Here is an 18937-nt window from a genome sequence, read left to right as displayed (position 1 = left end):
CACGAGCGTTCCGCTCTTCTACCTGGTTGTTTTCGTCTCAGCCGTACCCGTCTCGGACGCCTCATCCGCTTCGTCCGATTCGGCGCGGCGCAGTTACGAGCGGGGCGTGACATTGTTTCGTGAAGGCAATGCCGACGGCGCGATCGAGGCGTTGAAAAAGGCCGTGGCACAGAATCCCAAGCTGGCCGAGGCGTACCATGTGTTGGGACTGGTGTATTTTCAGAGTAAGCGCAATCCCGACGAGGCGATTCAGGCCTACAAGCAGTCGCTGAAATTGGGGCCGGCTTCCGCGGAGATTCTGAACGATCTCGCCGATGTGTATCTGGCGCAAGGGCGTGGCAGCGACGCGGAAGGGGTGTTGCGGCAGGCGCTGGATATCGCGCCCGGAAATGAAGAAGCCCATCTGGATCTGGCGCACCTCTATGAAGCACGGCATGATCGCGCGAATGCCCTGAAGATGTATCAGTCCCTTCTCCGGGTGCGTCCTGACCATGCGGAGGCCCTGTATCATTTGGCGAGTCTCTATGACAGTCACGGTGATCTCAAGCTGGCCCGCGAGTATTTGTCCCGTCTCACCCAGGCGAACCCCGGGCATGCGGATGCCTGGTATCTCCTCGGGCGACTGGCCGAGCGCGGCAACGACCTCAACGCCGCCGCCGCCGCATTCAAAGAAGCCATTGCGGTCAAGGCCGATCTGGTCGATGCCCATTACAACCTGGGGTTTGTCTATCGGAGTCAGGGCCTGCTGGCTGAGGCGGAGCGGGAATTTCTGGAGGTGATCCGGTATCGCCCCGAATATGCGGAGGCGCACTTGAATCTGGGCATGGTCTACACCAGTTTGAACCGGCTGGAGGAGGCGGAGAAGGAGCACGAGCGGGCGGTGGCTCTCAAGCCTCAATCGGCGGAGGCCCACTATAACCTCGGGGTCTTTTACGAGCTTCATCGCAAGGACATGGGGCGGGCGCTGGCGCAATACCGGCGCTATCGGGACCTCGGCGGCCGCGACGAGCGGGTCGAGCGCATCATCGGCATGGGCGGACCGTAACCGGCCCCGGCCGAATGGCCCTTGGAGGCCAAAAGTGGCGTTGACGCTCCGTCGGTCAGTTTGTTAGCATGCGGGCCAGATTTTGGGCCTGTCCTTATGCGAAGTTCCCGTTTTAAAAGCATCGTCTGGTTGGTCGCATTCGCCGTCATTGCCTTATTGGCGGTGACGACCGTGAACGCGGTCGCGCACGAACTTCAACATGCCGCGCATCACGATGCCGGGATGCATGGGTCAGGCATTTGTGCCTGGATGTGTGCGACGGCCGGGGTGCACGTGGTGACCCCCGTTCACTCGACGCATCTGTTCACCGTGGCCGGTGACGCTTCGTTCCGCTCTGATACTGTGCTCTTGCCCCAGCGACTCGCCCCGAGTCGGCCTCGCGCTCCACCCCTGTTCGCCTAATCCAAGTCTCCGTGGTGCCTGTCTCGCTCCGTGACTCGATGTCGCAGAGCCCGAGGAAACAGTTCGGCGAGGTGTCTCGCATGCTGTGGGTGCATTCCTTCTTTCAGATCGTCGGAATACGAGGACACTGTGATGGTCCCTGTGAGTGAGATCGGCGTTGCCGTGTGTGGTGCTGCGACCCTGCTGGCTCTCGTCGGCTTCAGCAGCGGAGCCTCTGCCCACAATGAATCCCAGGCGGTCACGATGCTTGGGGCGCCGCTCACACTCGTCCAGTCCACCACGGCCCTCTCTCCCCCCACACTTCGGTTTCATCGCGATGGAAGGCTGCACGCGGCCTGGATTGAAAAAAACGGGGTGCAGGGGGAGGTGAAGACCGCAGTTATTTCCGCTGATCACTCGGCGGTCGCCCAGGTTTCCGTCAATCCGCCGGGTGCCGGGCCGGAAGCCGTGCATCAATCACCGGGTTTCGCCATAGGCGTGGACGGAGAACAGTTTGTCACCTGGTCCTCTGCCAATAAGACACCCGGAGCCTTATTCGCGTCGGATCTCCGCCTCGCGCGATTGGACTCGGGGGGCGCGCGTGTTCAGCCGCCGGTGCAGGTCAATGACGATGGCTTGGCCATTTCGCATACCTTTGAGCATGTGATTGCCGGAAAAAATGGCGAGATCTATCTTGCATGGCTGGATGGACGGAACAAGGACCGGAGCGGGGCAGGGATCATGTTCGCGTGCTCCCGGGATCACGGCGCCACGGTCGATAAGAATCTCGTCCTCGACGGGATGGCCTGTCCCTGTTGCCGTCCGATGCTCGCGCAGGCGTCGGATGGGTCGCTGTGGGCCGCCTGGCGCAAGACCTTCGAGGGCAATGTGCGGGACATTGTGATTGCGCATTCAACCGACCAGGGCCGGACGTTTTCCCCGCCGACCGTCGTCAGTCGGGACGGATGGGTCTTTGACGCCTGTCCCCATCGGGGCCCTTCGATCGCATTCGATGGCCGGGGACGCCTCTATATCGGGTGGTACACCGAGGGCAAGGACGAACAGCCGCGCCTCTTTATTTCAACATCGGACGATCAGGGCACGACGTTTTCCGCGCCGGTAGCGCTACACAATGCCACAACCTCTTTGCCGGACAATCTCCACATGGCCGTCCATCCGGATGGCCGGGTCGTGGCGGTGTGGGAGGAAGTGACGGGGGTGCGAAAGCGTGTGGTGATGCGGGTTTCTGACGATCGCGGGCAGACATTCAGCCCGATGCAGACCTTGAGCAGCGGCTCCAAGGCCGAGCATCCGACCGTGGCCATCCACGACAGTGGAACGGTGGCGTTGGGCTGGACCGAACATGCCTTTCCGTACAACAGAATTATCGTACAACAGGGGCAACTGTCGCGCGTGGTGACACCCTAGCGCGGTCCGGCGATTCCTATTTGTAGCAGGTTGCGGAAACACTCGGGGTTCGTTCAATAGCCGTCGTTATCTGAAGTGCGACGACCACGACCGGATAATTTGCAGGATGCTCACAAAGGCCGTCCAGCAAGGCCGCAGCAAGCGAAGGGGCGAAGCGTACTGTTCCCGCACGGTGAGCCTCTGAACGCAGCGAGAACAAAGTTGACGGACTTTTTCAGTATTCCGCAGGAGCAAGGGGAGGAGTCATGAGGACGCAGGTGAATCAGCGGGTGGGACGGATGGGGCTGTACGGGTTGGTGGGATTGGCGATCATACTGTGGGCGCCGGGCGTGTCCGCCGCCGATGGAAAGGCGGAGAAGTCGTTCACCATTGCCGTGACCGACCAGCAGGGGGTCGAGACCGAGTTGAAGAACGGCATCTTCTATTGGGAAGAAAAAATGAGTGAGACCTCGTTCGTCCCGCATGAGTTGCGGCACCTGCCGGCCAAGCGCGGCACGGCGACGGTCAATATCAAGTTCGACCAGATCAAGCAGATTGAGATCAAGCCCGGTGCCGACAAGACTGCGCCGGCCATGACGGTGACCTTAACGAACGGCAAGAACGGGGAATTTACGCCTGCCGTCAGCGGCAGCTTCAAGGGCGAGTCGGATTTCGGCCAGGTCGAGGTGCCGATCGGGTCTGTATCCAAGGTGATGTTCAAGTAAGGGCGGACCGTCTCGTTTCGAAAGGAAGTGTCCCATGGAGAATGTGCTCGTGGCGCAATCGTGGCAACCGAAGCGGTCGATGACAGGGTGGGGAGCATCGCTCCTGTTGCATGCCTGCCTCGCGCTGGCGGCATTCGGGCTGATGCCGAAAATGGCCATGGTGGTGGAGAAAGAGCCGTTCAAATGGGATGTGGCGCTGGTCGAGGCTCCGCGTGAAGTGGTGCGCCAGGAAGAGCCGGCTCCGGTGCCGCAGGTGCAGCCTCCCGTTCCGACTCCGGTGAAGCCGCGACCTGAGCCGGTACGTGCCGTGCCACCGCCGCCTCAGCCGGTGCAACGTCAGGTGGAAACGCGGGTCGTGCCGCAGGCGATCCAACGTGAGGTGCAGCCGGTCGTCGAAACGGTTCGTCCTCAAGAACAGATTCAGCCGACCAGGGAAGTGGTGCAGGTGCAAGCCAAGCCCATCGAGCCGCAAGAGGTTCAAAAAACGGAGCCGTTGATGCAAGCGGCGATGCCGGCTGAGGTGGTACGGGAAACTGCTGCGGCCGTCGAGCAGACGATTGTGGAGGCGGCGCCTGCAACGGCTCAGACCTATCAGGCCCAGGCGGTGATCAGCGAGCCGACGGTGATGGAGACGAGGCCTGAACCGGTTGTTACGGCGAGTGCGCCGGTCGTGCACGCTGCTCCGGCGGCTGAACCGGCCCCGGCGAGTCCCGCTCCGGCCGTGGAGGCCGTCGCGTCCGTCAGTGAGCCGGCGCCTGCCCCTCCTGCCCCGACGGCCCCGGTCGCTGCCGTCCCCGCGCCAGTGGCGGCAGCGCAGCCGGATCCAGCGACGTTACAAGAACATCAAGTCGTGGCGCGCGTGGCGACGCCGAGGCCCGCCACCAAAGCCGATTATGGCTGGTTGGCCGAATCGCTGCATCGCCGCATCATCGAACTCCGGCATTATCCCAGCACCGCGCGCTTGAACGGCTGGGAAGGCAAAGTCGTCTTGAAGGTCTCGATCCGCCAGGACGGCCAACTCAAAGACGTCGAGGTGGTGAAAAGTTCAGGGCATGAGTCGTTGGATCAGGCGGCGATGGAAGCGGTGCGGCGCGCCTGTCCTCTGCATATGAAGCACGAGTTGACGGCGCCGATGGTCGTGCTGCATCTGCCGGTCAGTTACAGTTTGAATCGCTAGGCCGCCTCGCTGGATGACCATGTTGACCATCCTGCGGACCGTCCGGGAAAGAGTAAGTCGCTGATCATGGATAGAGTAAGCAAAGATCTGCGACCGGTCGGTTTCCCGATTCTTGTCTGTGCGGGGATTCTCGCGGCCTGGTGGATTGCCGCGGGCTGTGTGTGGGCTGGAGATGGGCAGGCCGTCGGTTCCGATTCTGCTCGGGCTCAGCGGATCGAGGAACTTCAGAAGCATCGGGAGCGCATTGAGCGGGAATTGAATCAATTGAAACAGCAGCCGGACGGGGTCAGCCGCTCGTCGGTGCCGAGGACCGAACTGAGCAACCAGCCCACGCGGACGCTGAAAGAATCCATGGAGTCGGTTCCGGGGGTTGCGTCGTCTCCGGGAGCAGAGGGACGATCCGTCGATCTCTCCATCAGAGGAGCCGGAAAATGAATGTGGGAAGGAAAGGGCAGTGATGGGACAGTCTGAAACAAGCCTGGGCGGTCTGTTGGCCCTGTGCCTCGCTGCGGCGATCCCTATTGCGGCCGCGCAGGCGGAGTCGGCCGTTCCCTTCGAACTCAGCCAGAAGTTTGTGACCGAACACAAGGTGAAGAGCCTGGTGGGTCCGTCCGTGCAGGTGGATGAGCAGGGGCAAGTCTCCTTGGCCTGGATGGAAGAGGAGAAGGATGTGCGGTCGGTTCTGTACGCCCGCAGCGCGGAGGCAGGCGGGCCGATGGGAGTGCCGGTGCGCATCAACCGCCCGGAGGACGTGCCCTATTGGCGCCAGGAAGCGCCGGCGCTGGTTGTGCAGGGGGAAGACGTGTTTGTCACCTGGGGCCTGGCCCATCCGAAAGCCACGCCGCAACAGCCCTTCGCGACGGAATTGCGATTGAGCCGCTCGATCGATGGGGGCAAGACGTTTCAGCCCTCCGTCGCGGTGAACGACGATCCGGGGGTCATTCAACATACCTTCGATGCGTTGCATCGTGATGCGGATGGACGGTTGCACCTCTCCTGGATCGACGGGCGTGAAGGAAAGAAGGAGCCGGGTACCTACGTGGCCCGTTCGTTGGACCGTGGCGCGACGATCACCAGGAATCTCAAGGTGGACGAGGGTACCTGTGTCTGCTGCCGCACGGCGGTGACGAGTGGTCCTGAGGGCATGGTCTACGTAGCTTGGCGCAAGATTTTTGAAGGCAATGTTCGTGAAACTGTGGTCGCCCGTTCGACGGACCACGGGGAGACCTTCGAGGCGCCCGTGATCGTGGGGCATGATCGATGGGTGTTCCCGGCCTGCCCGCATCGTCCGGCCTCGATGGGTGTGGACCGTCAGGGTCGTCTCTACGTCGTCTGGTACACCGAAGGAACGGACGAAATCCCCGCCGTCTACATCGCCTATTCGGACGATCGGGGGAAGAGTTTTTCTGAAAAGCGGAAGTTGAACGTCTCGAAAAACACCTTTCCCGACCATCCGCAGATTGCGGTCGATCCCGAAGGACGGATCGTGGTGGTGTGGGAGGAGCAGGCTCCGGTCAAGCGGGATGTGGTGATGAGCGTCTCGATGGATCGTGGGGCAACGTTTACGGCGCCGCACAAGGTAAACGAGAAAAAAAGCCAGACTCCGGTCGTGGCGGTGAATAGTCAGGGCCTGTTTGCCTTGGCCTGGATGGAGCATGGCATGCCAGGTCATAAAATTGTGATGCAGACCGTGAAGGTGCCTTCGGTGAAGGTGGCGGCTGAACCGGTGCGTTAGCTGGGTGGGTTTGTGATTGGAACGATGATGCCGACGGGATTGTTGAGAGGCCTCATGCTGGCGGTTGTGCTGAGCACGACGGCCGGTCCTGTATGGGCGGATGATCCTTTCGCCGCGTTGAAAATCGCGCGGGTTGCACCGGGCACTGCCGCTGCGGCCTTTGAGCTACAGTCGCTGGATGGCCGGTCGGTGCAACTCGCGGACTTGAAGGGGAAAGTCGTCGTGGTGAATTTCTGGGCCACCTGGTGCGGGCCCTGCAAAGAAGAAATGCCGGCCTTTGAGCGTCTGCGACGGCAGCTGGACCCCGACCGCTTCGTGTTGCTGACCATCACGACCGACTTGCAGCGCGCCGGCATCAAGCAGTTCCTGGCTAATCTCAACGTGCAACTCCCCGTGTTGTTCGACGAGCAGCAGGATGTCTCGCAAGCCTATCTGGTGCGGGCCTTGCCGACCACGGTGTTCATCGACCGGCAGGGGGCCTTGCTGGGCCGCGCTGTCGGACCGCGTGAGTGGGATGCGCCCAAGGCGGTGCAGGCGTTGCAGGGGCTGATGCCATGAGCCGTCTCAAGACACCCTCCGTCGGACTCGCGGCCGCACTTGCGGGGATCTATCTGGTCCTGGCGGCGTTCTCCATGGCCTGCGCCTTCGACCATGCCGACCCCATGTCGGCCGGCCATCATCATGGCGGAACGGTCTCTCACTCCAGTTTCTGTAATTGGGCTTGTCAGGCCAATCCCACGTCGGATGCTGCGGCGTCCGCACTGGTGCTTCATCCGTTCCTTGTGGTCGCGCTGTTTGTCGAGCGCGATCATACCGTCATCGCCGGCGGCGCGGGCTTCCACGCCGCCTCTCGCGCGCCGCCCGTTCAATCGTAATTCCATTTCAGATCGCTAGGTGTTCTAGCAGCTTTTCTCGTCCGGCCAGACAGGGGCGGGAAGGGTATGTCTCTGCTGTCGTGTGCACAGTTGTGCCGGGAGGACGTGTATGTGGGCCCGTCGGAATTCATCTCAAATTCAATTCATTCTGCTGTTCACCCTGGTAGTGGCACTGCCGTTCACAGCCTCCCGCGCACTTGCGCAGGAGGAAGCGGCGGCCGGCGCGGTCGTTGAAAAAAGCGCGCGGGAGCGGGACTTGAGGGATCAGCTACAGAAAATTCTTCATGAACTGGAGGAACTCCGACAGGCGCCTGCAGGTGGCGCGACCGCCGCGCCGGTACAGCCGTCGGTGGTGCAGGAGCCGTCGGAAGGAAAAGCCGCCGAAGCGATTCCGCAATTTGAACTGGCCGATGTCAGCATCGTGAGCGACCGGGTGCAGCGGCGTCCGGAAGGGATCACGCTGTCGGCGACGGAGCAGTCGGAAACCGAATCGCAGCCGACCAGGACGCTTCGTGAGTCGATGGAGTCGCTCCCCGGCGTGATCCTGCGACAGGCCAACGGACCGAGGGATTTCAGTATTTCGATCCGTGGCTCGGGCGTCAAAACCTCGTTTGCGGTGCGTGAGATCAAAATGTACGAAGACGGATTCATTCAAACGCAATCCGATGGATTGTCCCGTCTGGATATCCACGATCCCTGGTTTATGCGGAGCGTCGAAGTCACGCGAGGCGCGTCTTCCTCTCTCTACGACAACTACGCACTGGGCGGCATGGTGCACTTCCGTACGAGGCGTGGCAGTGACATCAACGGGATGGAGAGTTTCATCAGCGGCGGGTCCTACGGCTATCAGAAATACGGATTCGCCGTCGGCCAGCAATTCGACAATGTGGACATCTCGCTCTTCGGCAGTCACGTCGCCGAGGACGGATTCATTCGCCACAGCGACTACAGCACGCAAACGATGAATTTTAATTTTCGCGTGAAGGTGGACGACAAGCAGAACCTGTATTTCAAGGCGATTACGAACTGGCTGGACTCGCGGGTGCCGACGCGGCTGACGCTGTCGCAGTTCGATGCCGACCACCGGCAAGCCGGCGGGATCAACAATGCCACGAATGCCGTGCTCTTGGGCCAGCGTCGATTGGACCGGCGGAATATCATCGGTGGAATGTATGAACGGCAGATCGATGCCAACACCGTCTTGACGATGGAAGCCGACTACGACGTGAAGGACATCAATCAGACCTTCACGCAGATCAGCGACAACATCAATCCGAACTACAAACACTACACCGATCTACGTCATGACGGGCGGCTGTTCGACATGCCCTTGCGCAGTTACGTCGGATTTTTTGTGAATCAGATGGAGCAGGAAGGGCAGACCTTCAATAACCTCCAGGACTTTTTCGGTACGCGCGGCACATTGGCACAGAACAGCCGCGGGACGATCCGGAACATCGGCGGACGGTTTCGAGAAGAATTAGAATTTGTTCCGAAGTGGACCCTGGCCGCAGGCCTCGGGTTCGAGCAATCGCAGTTGAGCGTGCAGACGATCAACTACACGGCTGGGGCGGTGAGTGGCCGGTCCGGAGCCGAACGAAGCTTCAGCAACTGGGCGCCGGAACTGTCGGTCAGCTGGAAGCCGGCCGATGGGTATCGCCATTGGGTGCGCGCTTCCACCGGGTATGCCATTCCGGGGTTTGGCAATCTGTTGACCAATCCCTTTACGGGTCTTGCCGGAACCAACTTCGATCTGAAGCCGCAGAAAAACCTCAACGTCGAAATCGGCACCGAGTCCCGGCTGCACAAGACCTTGACGGTGCAGTTGGTCGGCTTCGTCACGTTCGTCAAAGACGAAATCATCACCCAGGTCGTGTCCAATACCGGCGGCCAGGCCGCGATCAACGCGGACTCGTCGCAGTATCGGGGCATTGAGTTGTTCTACGACTGGCGTCCATTGGACGGGTTGCGGCTCTCCGGTGCCTACACGCATATCGACGCCCGGTACATCAATTTTAGCGATCAATTCCTGGCCGGCGGGATTCCGACGGCATTCGTGCGGGACGGCAAGGCGGTGCCGAACGTGCCGACGGACACCATCAATTTCAAGGAGTCCTACGATCATGCCGCCAGCGGGTGGGGCGGTTGGGTGGAAGTCAACTATATGAATAGTTACTTCTTGAACAACAACAACACGGTAGGCATCCCTGCCTATGTCATCGCCAACCTGAATATCCATAAGAACTTCGAGTTCCACAATAACAAGTGGATCCGCTTCGCGAAGTTCTTTGCTGAGATCGACAATATTGCGGACAAGAAATATGCGGCCTCCGGCAACGTGGTGGCCGATAGCACGGCGGATGCGAACAAGACGTTGTTCTTTGCCGGGTATGGCCGGTCGTTTTATGCCGGGGTGACGTTGGGATTGTTTTAACCACGTGGCGCGAGCGGTGCCCGGATGCGAGGCCGCTCGCGCGCTTAACAAGGAGATTGCCATGAACAAGCAACTCTTGCGGGTCGGTGAGGCGGCGGATGTGTTGGCCGTGAGCCGCTGGACGATTTATCGGTGGGTGGAAGAAGGGCGGTTGGAAGGCACCAAGATCGGGCGCGGCAGCCTCAGGGTGTTCCGCACGTCGCTGGAACGCCTGGTGCAAAACAATAAGACGCAGGAAATGAACCTGACCGTCTGATGCGTGTCTCGCAAAGGCTGCACCCGGCCCGTGAGAGGTCGATGCGGGCTTGTGTGCGCGAGTGAGAGGACCTATGCATCGCATTCTGTTGTGTCTGGTGTGTCTGCTGGCCGGTTGCGCGGGAGGGACGGGCCTATCGTCGAAGGCCTCGCAGCAGACCGGGCCGTCCGGGAGCGATTCCTATGCCTTCACCAACGGCCGATGGTTCGACGGGAAAGGGTTTCAGGCGGCCACTTGGTATTCAGTCCAGGGACGTTTGACCCGCACCCCGCCGCAGGGGCGAGTCGAGACGGTGGATCTCTCCGGCCTGTTCGTCGTGCCGCCGTTCGGTGAAGCGCACAATCATAACGTGGAAGGTTCGTGGAATATTCAGGCGGTGGCAGAGCGGTACCTCAAGGACGGCGTGTTCTATGTGAAGAATCCGAACAACGTCCGGGACCTCGCCCTGGAAACTCGCGGCGCGGTCAATCGACCGACGAGCATCGATGCGACCTTTGCGCACGCAGGGCTGACGGGGCAAGGAGGCCATCCCATCGCGTTGTATGAGGATGTGTTGCGCCTGGGCCGGTACGAACCGGCCATCGGGACGGTCGAGCGAGGCTGGTTTGAGAACCGGTCGTACATCGTGCTCGACACCGATGCCGATGTGGAGACGAAGTGGCCGGTGATCACGAGTGGCCGGCCTGACTTCCTGAAAGTGTATCTCGTGCATTCCGAAGACGATGACGCGACCGGGAAGTCCGGACATTCCCCGCAGCGAAGCGGTTTGCATCCTCGACTCGTGGCACAGATTGTCGCCAAGGCCCATGCGGCAGGGCTACAGGTGACGGCCCATGTCGAAACGGCGGCGGACTTTCGCCATGCGATCCGTGCGGGAGTCGATGAGATTGCGCATGTGCCGGGATGGTTGGTGAACAGTGCCGCCGATGCGGAGTCCGCCCGACTCACGGAAGCGGATGCGCGGTTGGCCTTGGAACGTCACGTGCGGGTCGTGACCACCGCTGTGGCGGGAAGCGCCATGCCCTCCGTGACAGGACATCACCCGCACGGGCACTACGAAGGGCATGCCACCGGGCCGTCCGATCATCACGCAACGGCGCCGGATGAATCATTGTCACAGGTTCTCAAGGACAACATCGCGTTGCTCCATCGCGTGGGAGTGCGCGTCGTGGTGGGCAGCGACCATGCCGAGACATCGCTGGCGGAGGTGATGCAGCTGGGCAGGTTTCATCTCTTCGACAACCTGACGCTGCTCAAGATGTGGTGTGAGGACACGCCGGCTTCGATTTTTCCCGACCGTCGGATCGGGCGATTCGACGAAGGGTACGAGGCCAGCTTTGTCGCTTTGGCCGGCAACCCCGTCGAGGATTTTTCGCAAGTGCAGCGTATCGTGCGGCGATTCAAGCAGGGTGTGAATCTCGATCGTTCCTTCCGTCATGACGCCGCCCCTTCAGGGGCCGGTCACCGGGCTCACTGACACGTCAGGCGGCCTGGACCGGTCAGTCGATATGATCGTGTCTTTTTTATTTATTTGCGCAGGAGGAGTCGAGCGATGAAGTCAGTGGTCTTGTGGGGAAGAGGAACGGCGGCGGCCTGTCTGGCCGCGGCCTTGATGGTGGGGATCGAACCGTCTGTTGCGCAGGCGGCCGGGGAGCCGTCGGATCAGGAGGCGCCGGTTGTCGTGGTCGATGCGGTGGAGGTAAAGGGCAAGCGGATTGAAAACGTCGAGGATGTGAAGCGGGAATTTGCGCGTCGTCCCGGCAGCAACATCCTCATCCAGGAGAAGGAGATTACCGAATCGCGCGCGCTGAATCTGCAGGACGTGCTGCAGTTCGCGCCAGGTGTCAGGTTTCAATCGCGTTTCGGTGCCGATGAAGGGCAGTTCCAAATTCGTGGCACCTCGTTGCGCAATAACTTTCACCATCGCGGGATCAATATTCTCATCAACGGAATCTTCTTCGGCGATGCCGACGGATTTTCAGACTTCGAATCGATCGACCTTTTGGCCTACGAACGTATCGAAGTTTACAAGGGCGCGAACGCCCTGCGGTACGGCGCGAACAGCATCGGTGGCGCGATCAATTTCGTGCCGCGCACCGGGTATAGCGCCTCCACCCTGCAAATGCGGATGCTCGGCGGCAGCTTCGGCATGGTGAGCGGCCAGGTGTCCAGTGGCAAGGTCTTGCAGCCCTTCCAGGTGGGCAACATGAGCGCGACGATGGATTACTACATCAGCGTGTCAGGCAATCGCCAGGACGGATATCAAGACAACAGTCAGCAGGCCCGGGAGCGCATCAATGCCAACATCGGCCTGCAGCTCGGCAACCACCAGGAGATCCGCGCCTACTTTCTGCAGGCGAATGTGGCGGAGCGCATTCCTGGATCGTTGACCACGGGACAGCTGTTTCAAAACCGGCAGCAGGCGGGCGGGCAGAGCCCTCCCGGCACCCCGCCGTTTTTTGCGTGTAATCAGAATAACCAAGTCTGTAACTACGGGCGGTACTATAACTTGCAGCGTATCGGAATCGCGTACCACAACGAGTTCGCCCCGAACCAATATTTTGAGATCATTCCCTACTTCTCGAACCAGTATGTGGACCATCCTATCTTTCAGACGATCCGACAGGAGAACAATAACGTCGGCGGTGAGTTCCGGTACGTGAACTCCAACTCGTTGTTCGGTAAGAACAACTCGTTCGTCGCCGGATTCCAGCCGCGATACGGCAATCAGCGGCAGCAGCGGTTCGTGAACATCAACGGCAGTATCGGGGCGCTGACGCAGAACTATACGGCCAAGACGACGTATTTCGGGATGTATGCAGAAGATGCGTTTGATGCCACCAAGGATTTCACCATCGTGCTCGGCGGCCGGTGGGATTACACAGGGCGTCAGGCGACGGTGGATAATTTCGGGCCGGCCGGGAATCCCTTCAATCCCAATACGCCGTCCACGCCGACCGGCACGAACCGGCCGTTACAGCATTTCGATGCAATCAGCCCGAAGATCGGGTTCGTGTATCGCACAACGCCGACCTCGCAATTGTATTTCAATGCCAGCCGGGCCTATGAGGCGCCGCTCAATCTGGAGTTGCTCTCCTCGGTTAATGCGAACGGCACGCCGAATACAGGCTTCTTGAACCTCGATGCTCAGCGGGCATGGCAATTGGAACTCGGTCACCGAGGAACATCAGCGGACAAGCGCTACACCTGGGATGTGACCGTCTACAACTTGGAAATGCAGAAGGAAATTCTGGCCTCGATCATCAACAACCAAGGAACGTTCCAAAATGCGAACGGCACGCGGCATACCGGCGTGGAAGCCGGTGGCGGGATGGTCTTGGGGAAAGGTCTGTTCGCGCAAGGCGGAGCCGGACGAGAGGACAGCCTGCAGACGCGTGTGGCCTACACCTGGTCGCGTTTCAAATTCACCGACGATGTGCGGGGCGGCGGAGCGGTGGGTCCGAATGTACTGATCGCCAAGGATGGGAATACGGTCGCCGGCGCGCCGGAACATAGCCTGAACGTGGAGTTCCGGTACGACCATCCGTCAGGCTGGTGGATCGCGCCGAATATCGAATGGTCGCTGTCCGGCTTTTATACGGACTATCAAAACACCATCAAGAACCCCTCCTATGCGCTTATCAATCTGCGTTCTGGATGGAACGTCGATGAACACTGGACGCTCTTTGCCGAAGGACGTAATTTGACCGATAAGACCTATGCCGGCGCGGTGGTGGTGAACGATCAGTTCAATCGGTATGCCAACGCGGGATTGGGCATCAGCGCGTTTGGAGGAGTCGAGTACAAATTCTAACCGGCTGTGGAAGCAGGCTGCAGGCAGCGTGCTCGCATGGCACGCAGGGGCCCATCGTCGGATGGGCTCCTGCTGCACCGTTCGCGAAAGGTGGTGAATCAGCCACGCATCGCTCCTGGCGGGGTGATGCTGCTCGAAAAATGGGATAGACGATCGTCGTCCGAACATGGGATAAAGAAAGCCGACGGGTGTTCCCGGATATGGACATGTCCTGGTAACTTCAGGGATAGGCCGTGCCGGCCATGTACGGACTTTTCATTTTTTTTGTGCTTGTCTGGAGCGTGGTACCGGTCTATGCCGATTCCAGCTCCGGGCCTCCACCTGTCGAAGCCTTCGCCTCACTTCCCCGTATCGCCTCCATCCAACTCTCTCCCTCGGGTCGGCACCTGGCCGTGCTTCGCCACCACGAGGGAAAGACCTATCTGGACACCCAAACCGTCACGGGGCAGGATGCGCATCGCGTCGTCACAACGGACAACCAGGAATATGTCATTACCTGGTTCCGATGGGCCAATGAGGAACGGGTGTTGGTCAGCGTGCGTTTTGCCGATTCGCGTGAGGGTGTCGATTCGCAGGAAACCAGACTGTTGGCAGTGAACCGGGATGGAACGCAACAGAACGGCAATCTCCTCAGGGTGAGTTCCTTTCCTTCGATCTTCGGGAAAAAGCACTTTCCTCAATTCCAGGATCGCCTGGTGGGCACCATTCCCGGCGATCCCAGGCATGTCTTGATTGCGCTTGACCTGGAGCGTCCGAACTCTCCTGATGTATATAAAGTGGATATCTATTCCGGCGAGCGGACGCTGGTGCAGACCAATCCAGGTCTACAGCCAGGGCCACGGAATGTGTTGCAGTGGATAGCCGATCGCGAAGGCCGGTTGAGGGTCGGAGTCGGCCAATTCGGCACCACCGTGCGGGTGATTTACAAGGTGCCGGAATCCACGCTCTGGCGTGAGTTGGGGGAGTATGACCTGGCGAAAGAAACCGGAATGTTGCCCTTGGCCTTCGATGCCGACCCGGACTGGCTCTATGTGAGAGATCAGCATCAGGGCAAGGCGGCCATCTTCAAAATGAACGTCGTCGATCGTCGAGTGGACCGTCTCCTCGTTGTCGCCGATGCGAAGCGTGATTTAACCGGCGAGTTGGTGTATGCGCCTGGACGTAAGAAAGTAGTCGGGGTCCGCTACAGCGCGGCGGACGAGCGGGTTTTGTTTTGGGACTTCGACGCGCAGCGGCTGCAGGCCCGCATCGATCGGGCGATTCCAGGGCGCGTCAATGTGATTCACAGCAGCAGCGACGACGGCCGGCTTCACATCGTGAAATCGAGCGGCGCGGCGCATCCTCCGCAATGGTCGCTCTTCGATGAACACGACGGGCGGATGGTATTGCTCGGCAGGTCGTACCCCGATCTGGAGACGGCCGCGCTGTCTGCTCCTACTACGACCTATGTGACGGCGCGGGACGGCAAGGAGTTGCAGGTCTTCCTGACCGTTCCCAAGGATCGGGACCCGCGCCAACTTCCGATGATTCTATTCCCTCATGGCGGCCCTGCCTCGCGATCGCCAGGTGCATACAATTATTGGACGCAGTGGTTTGTCAGTCGCGGTTGGGCCGTGCTGGAGCCTCGCTTTCGAGGAACCGAAGGGTATGGAGACGAATTTCTGCGTGCCGGATTTCAACGCTGGGGCTTGGAGATGCAGGACGACCTGACCGATGCGGTGCAGTACGCCATCCGCTCCGGCATCGCCAATGCCAACCGTATCTGTATCGTCGGATCGGGCTATGGAGGGTATGCCGCCCTGATGGGCGCCGTGAAGACGCCGGATCTCTATCGCTGCGCCGTCAGCCTGGGCGGGGTGACGGACTTGTCGCAGGTCGTATCTGATAGCCGTTGGTATTTGAATCAGAAACCGATGGCCGAAATGCGTGTCGGCTCTTGGTGGACCGACCGTGAGCGGCTGCGCGATACCTCGCCGGTCTTTCATGCGAAGGAGATTCGCACCCCGCTGCTCCTGATGCACGGCGCCATGGACCGGGCGGTGCCGGTGTCGCATGGTCGAGACATGGCCGAGGCGCTGAAAGCGGCCAACGTCACGACCTATCGATACGTGGAACTTCCCTTCGCCGATCAGACGCTGAGTCGGGAACAGGACCGCCTGCAGGTGTTTACGGAACTGGAACAATTTCTGAAGTCCCACCTCGAATGAATCTGCCTCACGGTCGAGCATCCATAGGTATCCGTCGGTAGACAGCTCCGGCCCCCCCCCATTACACTGCCGCCGCTATGAAAGCAGTGGTTCGAGGGAGCGGGCAGTGTCGTATCGGGACAGGGCTGTTCGTCGTCCTCTACGCCCTTGTCCTGGCTGCCTCCCCGGTCTGCGTCGGCACGGGTCTTGTTCCCGTACCGGGTTCACAGACCCATTCCCACGACACAGCCCATGCCCTTCCCTGTAGCGCGGTCTGCCAGAGCCAAGCCGACACGGGACTAGTCCCGGACATGCCTCCGGATGCACCGGTTGTCTCGGCAGCGATCGGGGCAGAGACGCGCTTTTCCCCGAGCGCCCATTCCCGTTCTTCCGTGATTCGTTCACGTGCTCCTCCGGCTCCCCTCGCGTCGTGACGATCGCCTCTCCATGTCCTCGACTCTGGCTTGCGGACGTTGTCCTGCCCCCTGGGTGCCGGGCGCGTCCTTGCGCAAAGGGAGCATAAAGTCATGTCATTGTTCCGATGGGTTATCGTCATACTGGGTCTCACTTTTATGCAGATAGGTTCGGGGCCTCATCCTGCCCGCGCGGCGGAAGTGTCGAGCGGAGGCGAAGAGGTTGTAGAAGAGGCTGTACTGGATCAGCGCGAACAGGCGCTAAAGCAAAAGCTGAAGGGGATCATCGACCAACTAGAAGAAGTCAAAGACATGCGCAGGGCGAGAGGGCGGCAAGCGCCCGAGCCGAGTGTGATCCAAGAACAGCAGGCGGAAGGACCGCCGGGAACAGTCCCGGAAATCGCCTTGACCGACATCCGGGTGATGAGCCAGCGGGTCGAGAGCCGGCCGACTGGGGTAACGCAGTCTTCGACGGACCGGAGCGAACACGAATCGCAGCCGACCCGGCATCTCCGGGAATCGCTGGAATCGATACCCGGCATTGTGCCCCGGCAGGAACATGGCGGGCGCGAGGTAAATCTCTCGATTCGTGGGTCGGGCAACAAGACCGGCTGCTGCGTTCGCAACATCAAAATGTACGAAGACGGCTTTTCCGTGACGCAGCCCGACGGCACGGCGCGGCCCGAACTCCATGATCCCTGGTTCCTCCGGAGCATCGAGGTGCGGCGTGGACCGTCATCGTCGTTGTACGACAACTATGCGCTGGGTGGGATGGTGCATCTCCGGACCAGGCGCGGCAGGGATATCGACGGGGTGGAAACGTTCGTCACGGCCGGATCATATGGCTATCACAAACAGGCAATTGCGATCGGAAAGGAATACGGCAATTTGGACATCGCGTTGTTTTCGAGTTATCAGCGTGAGGACGGGTGGCGAGACCATAGCCAATATTGGATGTCCACGGTCAATCTCAATATCCGGTACCGCATCGACGACCGCCAGACGTTGTATGTGAAAGCGGTCAATGTCGACGAGGATGAGAAATTTCCCACTCGTCTGACCCTCAGCCAATTCAGGGCGAACCCAAGACAAATGGGCGGTACTTCGACGACCAATCCGGTCACATTGGGGCAAAAGCTACGCGACCGCTTGACGATGGTGGGCGCCATCTACGAGCGACAAATCGACGCCAATACGGTGCTGACGACAGAGGCCGATTATCACGTGAAGGATATCAACCAGCCGGTCGGTACCACCGTCAACCCGAGCTTCAAACACTATACGGACCTGCGGCACGACGGAAAACTCGGCAGCATGCCCTTGAAGAGTTACCTCGGGTTCTTCGCCAACTATCTCGAACAGGAAGGGGTGAATAATCTCAATCTCAACAATGGGTCCGGGGCGTTCGGGCCGGTGACTCAGCAGAACCGCTTCTCGGTGCGCAACATCGGAGGGAGGTTTCGCGAAGAATTGGAATTCACACCGAAATGGATCCTGGCGGTGGGCTTGGGTTATGAACGCTCGGATATCTCCGGCTTCGTCAACAATTTTTCCGCGACGACCACGACCAGCACGCTCACCAGCACCGTCGGCGTCAACCGGTCGTTCGACAACTGGGCTCCCGACATCTCCCTCACCTACCGGCTGAACGAGGGGACGAACATCTGGACGCGTGCATCCGTGGGGTATGGCATCCCGCAGTTCAGCAATATGACGGTGGGCCTGGACGGCAATCCCGGCTTCAACAATAACGTCAAGCCGCAAAAGAACTTCAATGTCGAAATCGGCACCAACACGCAACTGACGCCCACCCTCTGGGTCGAAGCGGTCGGGTTCTGGACCTTCTTTAAAGACGAAATCATTACGCAAAGTGTGCCGATCACGCCGACGACGGCCGGCAATTTCGCCGTCAATGCGAAGGAGTCCCAATATCGTGGTATCGAACTCGGTTGGCGTTGGATGCCTTTGGAAGGACTGCGACTCACCGGTGCCTATACGCACATGGATAGTCAGTACATTCGGTTCGTCGATCAATTCGGGACCGGCGGGGTCGTGACGCGGGTCAATCAATCGGGACGCCAGGTTCCGTCGGTGGAAAAGAATGTCTTCAACATAAAGGCGGCCTACGACCATACGCCGTCCGGGCTCGGCGGCTGGGTCGAGGGGAGTTGGATCGACAGTTTCTACGTCAATAACAACAATACGCTCGGCGCTCCCTCCTATGTCCTGTTCAATGCCAACGCGCACCATTACTACCGCACCCACAACAACCGCTACATCAAGTTTATTAAGACGTATGTGGAACTAGACAATATCTTCGACAAGGCCTATGTCGCGTGGGCCACGCCGGTGGCCGACAGCGTGGCGGATGCCAACAAACAGGCATTCTACGCGGGGATCGGGCGGGCGTTCTACGCGGGCGTGACGCTGGGGTTTTAGCAGGAGGAGCCAGTAACGGTGAGACGAGAACGGTAAGACGTCACACGTCA

The 18937-nt window shown here is 60.1% G+C and carries 15 protein-coding genes; all 15 read left to right on the top strand.

The genetic code is table 11. The features are described from left to right. Nucleotides 1-106 precede the first annotated feature (106 nt). The 15 genes from NSND_RS10865 to NSND_RS10795 all read left to right on the top strand — a co-directional run bounded on the left by NSND_RS10865 (nucleotide 107) and on the right by NSND_RS10795 (nucleotide 18887). Complete coding sequence (locus NSND_RS10865) at nucleotides 107-1045, top strand: tetratricopeptide repeat protein (RefSeq protein WP_159450751.1); 939 nt, start codon at nucleotides 107-109, stop codon at nucleotides 1043-1045. 96 nt (nucleotides 1046-1141) lie between these two features. Beyond that, nucleotides 1142-1447 carry a hypothetical protein gene (locus NSND_RS10860; RefSeq protein ID WP_080879022.1) on the top strand — a complete coding sequence of 102 codons (306 nt, stop codon included), beginning with the start codon at nucleotides 1142-1144 and terminating at the stop codon, nucleotides 1445-1447. A 132-nt stretch (nucleotides 1448-1579) separates the two neighbouring features. Further along, nucleotides 1580-2854, top strand: coding sequence for a sialidase family protein (locus NSND_RS10855; RefSeq protein WP_080879021.1), 1275 nt, complete (start codon nucleotides 1580-1582; stop codon nucleotides 2852-2854). 245 nt (nucleotides 2855-3099) lie between these two features. Next, a complete protein-coding gene (locus tag NSND_RS10850) occupies nucleotides 3100-3558 on the top strand; it encodes a hypothetical protein (protein ID WP_080879020.1) in 459 nt (152 codons plus the stop codon). A 34-nt stretch (nucleotides 3559-3592) separates the two neighbouring features. Next, entirely contained in the window at nucleotides 3593-4735 is a 1143-nt protein-coding gene (locus tag NSND_RS10845) for an energy transducer TonB (protein WP_080879019.1), read from the top strand. Nucleotides 4736-4801: 66 nt separating this feature from the next. Then, complete coding sequence (locus NSND_RS10840; protein ID WP_080879018.1) at nucleotides 4802-5170, top strand: Plug domain-containing protein; 369 nt, start codon at nucleotides 4802-4804, stop codon at nucleotides 5168-5170. Between the two features lie 22 nt (nucleotides 5171-5192). Beyond that, nucleotides 5193-6470: a sialidase family protein gene (locus NSND_RS10835; protein ID WP_080879017.1), complete on the top strand. Its 1278-nt coding sequence runs from the start codon at nucleotides 5193-5195 to the stop codon at nucleotides 6468-6470. Between the two features lie 24 nt (nucleotides 6471-6494). Beyond that, the gene (locus NSND_RS10830) at nucleotides 6495-7028 is read left to right on the top strand and encodes a TlpA family protein disulfide reductase (protein WP_080879016.1); all 534 of its coding nucleotides are present in this window, start codon (nucleotides 6495-6497) and stop codon (nucleotides 7026-7028) included. After that, on the top strand, nucleotides 7025-7345 hold the full coding sequence (locus tag NSND_RS10825) for a hypothetical protein (protein ID WP_080879015.1): 321 nt from the start codon (nucleotides 7025-7027) through the stop codon (nucleotides 7343-7345). Before NSND_RS10830 ends, NSND_RS10825 begins: the two co-directional genes overlap by 4 nt. 109 nt (nucleotides 7346-7454) lie before the next feature. Continuing rightward, nucleotides 7455-9779 carry a TonB-dependent receptor family protein gene (locus NSND_RS10820; RefSeq protein ID WP_080879014.1) on the top strand — a complete coding sequence of 775 codons (2325 nt, stop codon included), beginning with the start codon at nucleotides 7455-7457 and terminating at the stop codon, nucleotides 9777-9779. 61 nt (nucleotides 9780-9840) lie between these two features. Next, nucleotides 9841-10035 carry a helix-turn-helix domain-containing protein gene (locus NSND_RS10815; RefSeq protein ID WP_080879013.1) on the top strand — a complete coding sequence of 65 codons (195 nt, stop codon included), beginning with the start codon at nucleotides 9841-9843 and terminating at the stop codon, nucleotides 10033-10035. 73 nt (nucleotides 10036-10108) lie between these two features. Further along, entirely contained in the window at nucleotides 10109-11512 is a 1404-nt protein-coding gene (locus NSND_RS10810) for an amidohydrolase family protein (RefSeq protein WP_080879012.1), read from the top strand. A 75-nt stretch (nucleotides 11513-11587) separates the two neighbouring features. Further along, nucleotides 11588-13849: a TonB-dependent receptor family protein gene (locus NSND_RS10805; RefSeq protein WP_080879011.1), complete on the top strand. Its 2262-nt coding sequence runs from the start codon at nucleotides 11588-11590 to the stop codon at nucleotides 13847-13849. A gap of 242 nt (nucleotides 13850-14091) precedes the next feature. Continuing rightward, nucleotides 14092-16056: an alpha/beta hydrolase family protein gene (locus NSND_RS10800; RefSeq protein ID WP_080879010.1), complete on the top strand. Its 1965-nt coding sequence runs from the start codon at nucleotides 14092-14094 to the stop codon at nucleotides 16054-16056. Between the two features lie 506 nt (nucleotides 16057-16562). Then, nucleotides 16563-18887, top strand: coding sequence for a TonB-dependent receptor family protein (locus NSND_RS10795; RefSeq protein WP_080879009.1), 2325 nt, complete (start codon nucleotides 16563-16565; stop codon nucleotides 18885-18887). The last annotated feature ends 50 nt before the right edge of the window (nucleotides 18888-18937 follow it).

It is taken from the genome of Nitrospira sp. ND1, assembly GCF_900170025.1.
GTDB lineage: Bacteria > Nitrospirota > Nitrospiria > Nitrospirales > Nitrospiraceae > Nitrospira_A.
Note: the sequence above shows the minus strand (reverse complement) of the source record. Positions and strands in the feature narration are given on the sequence as shown.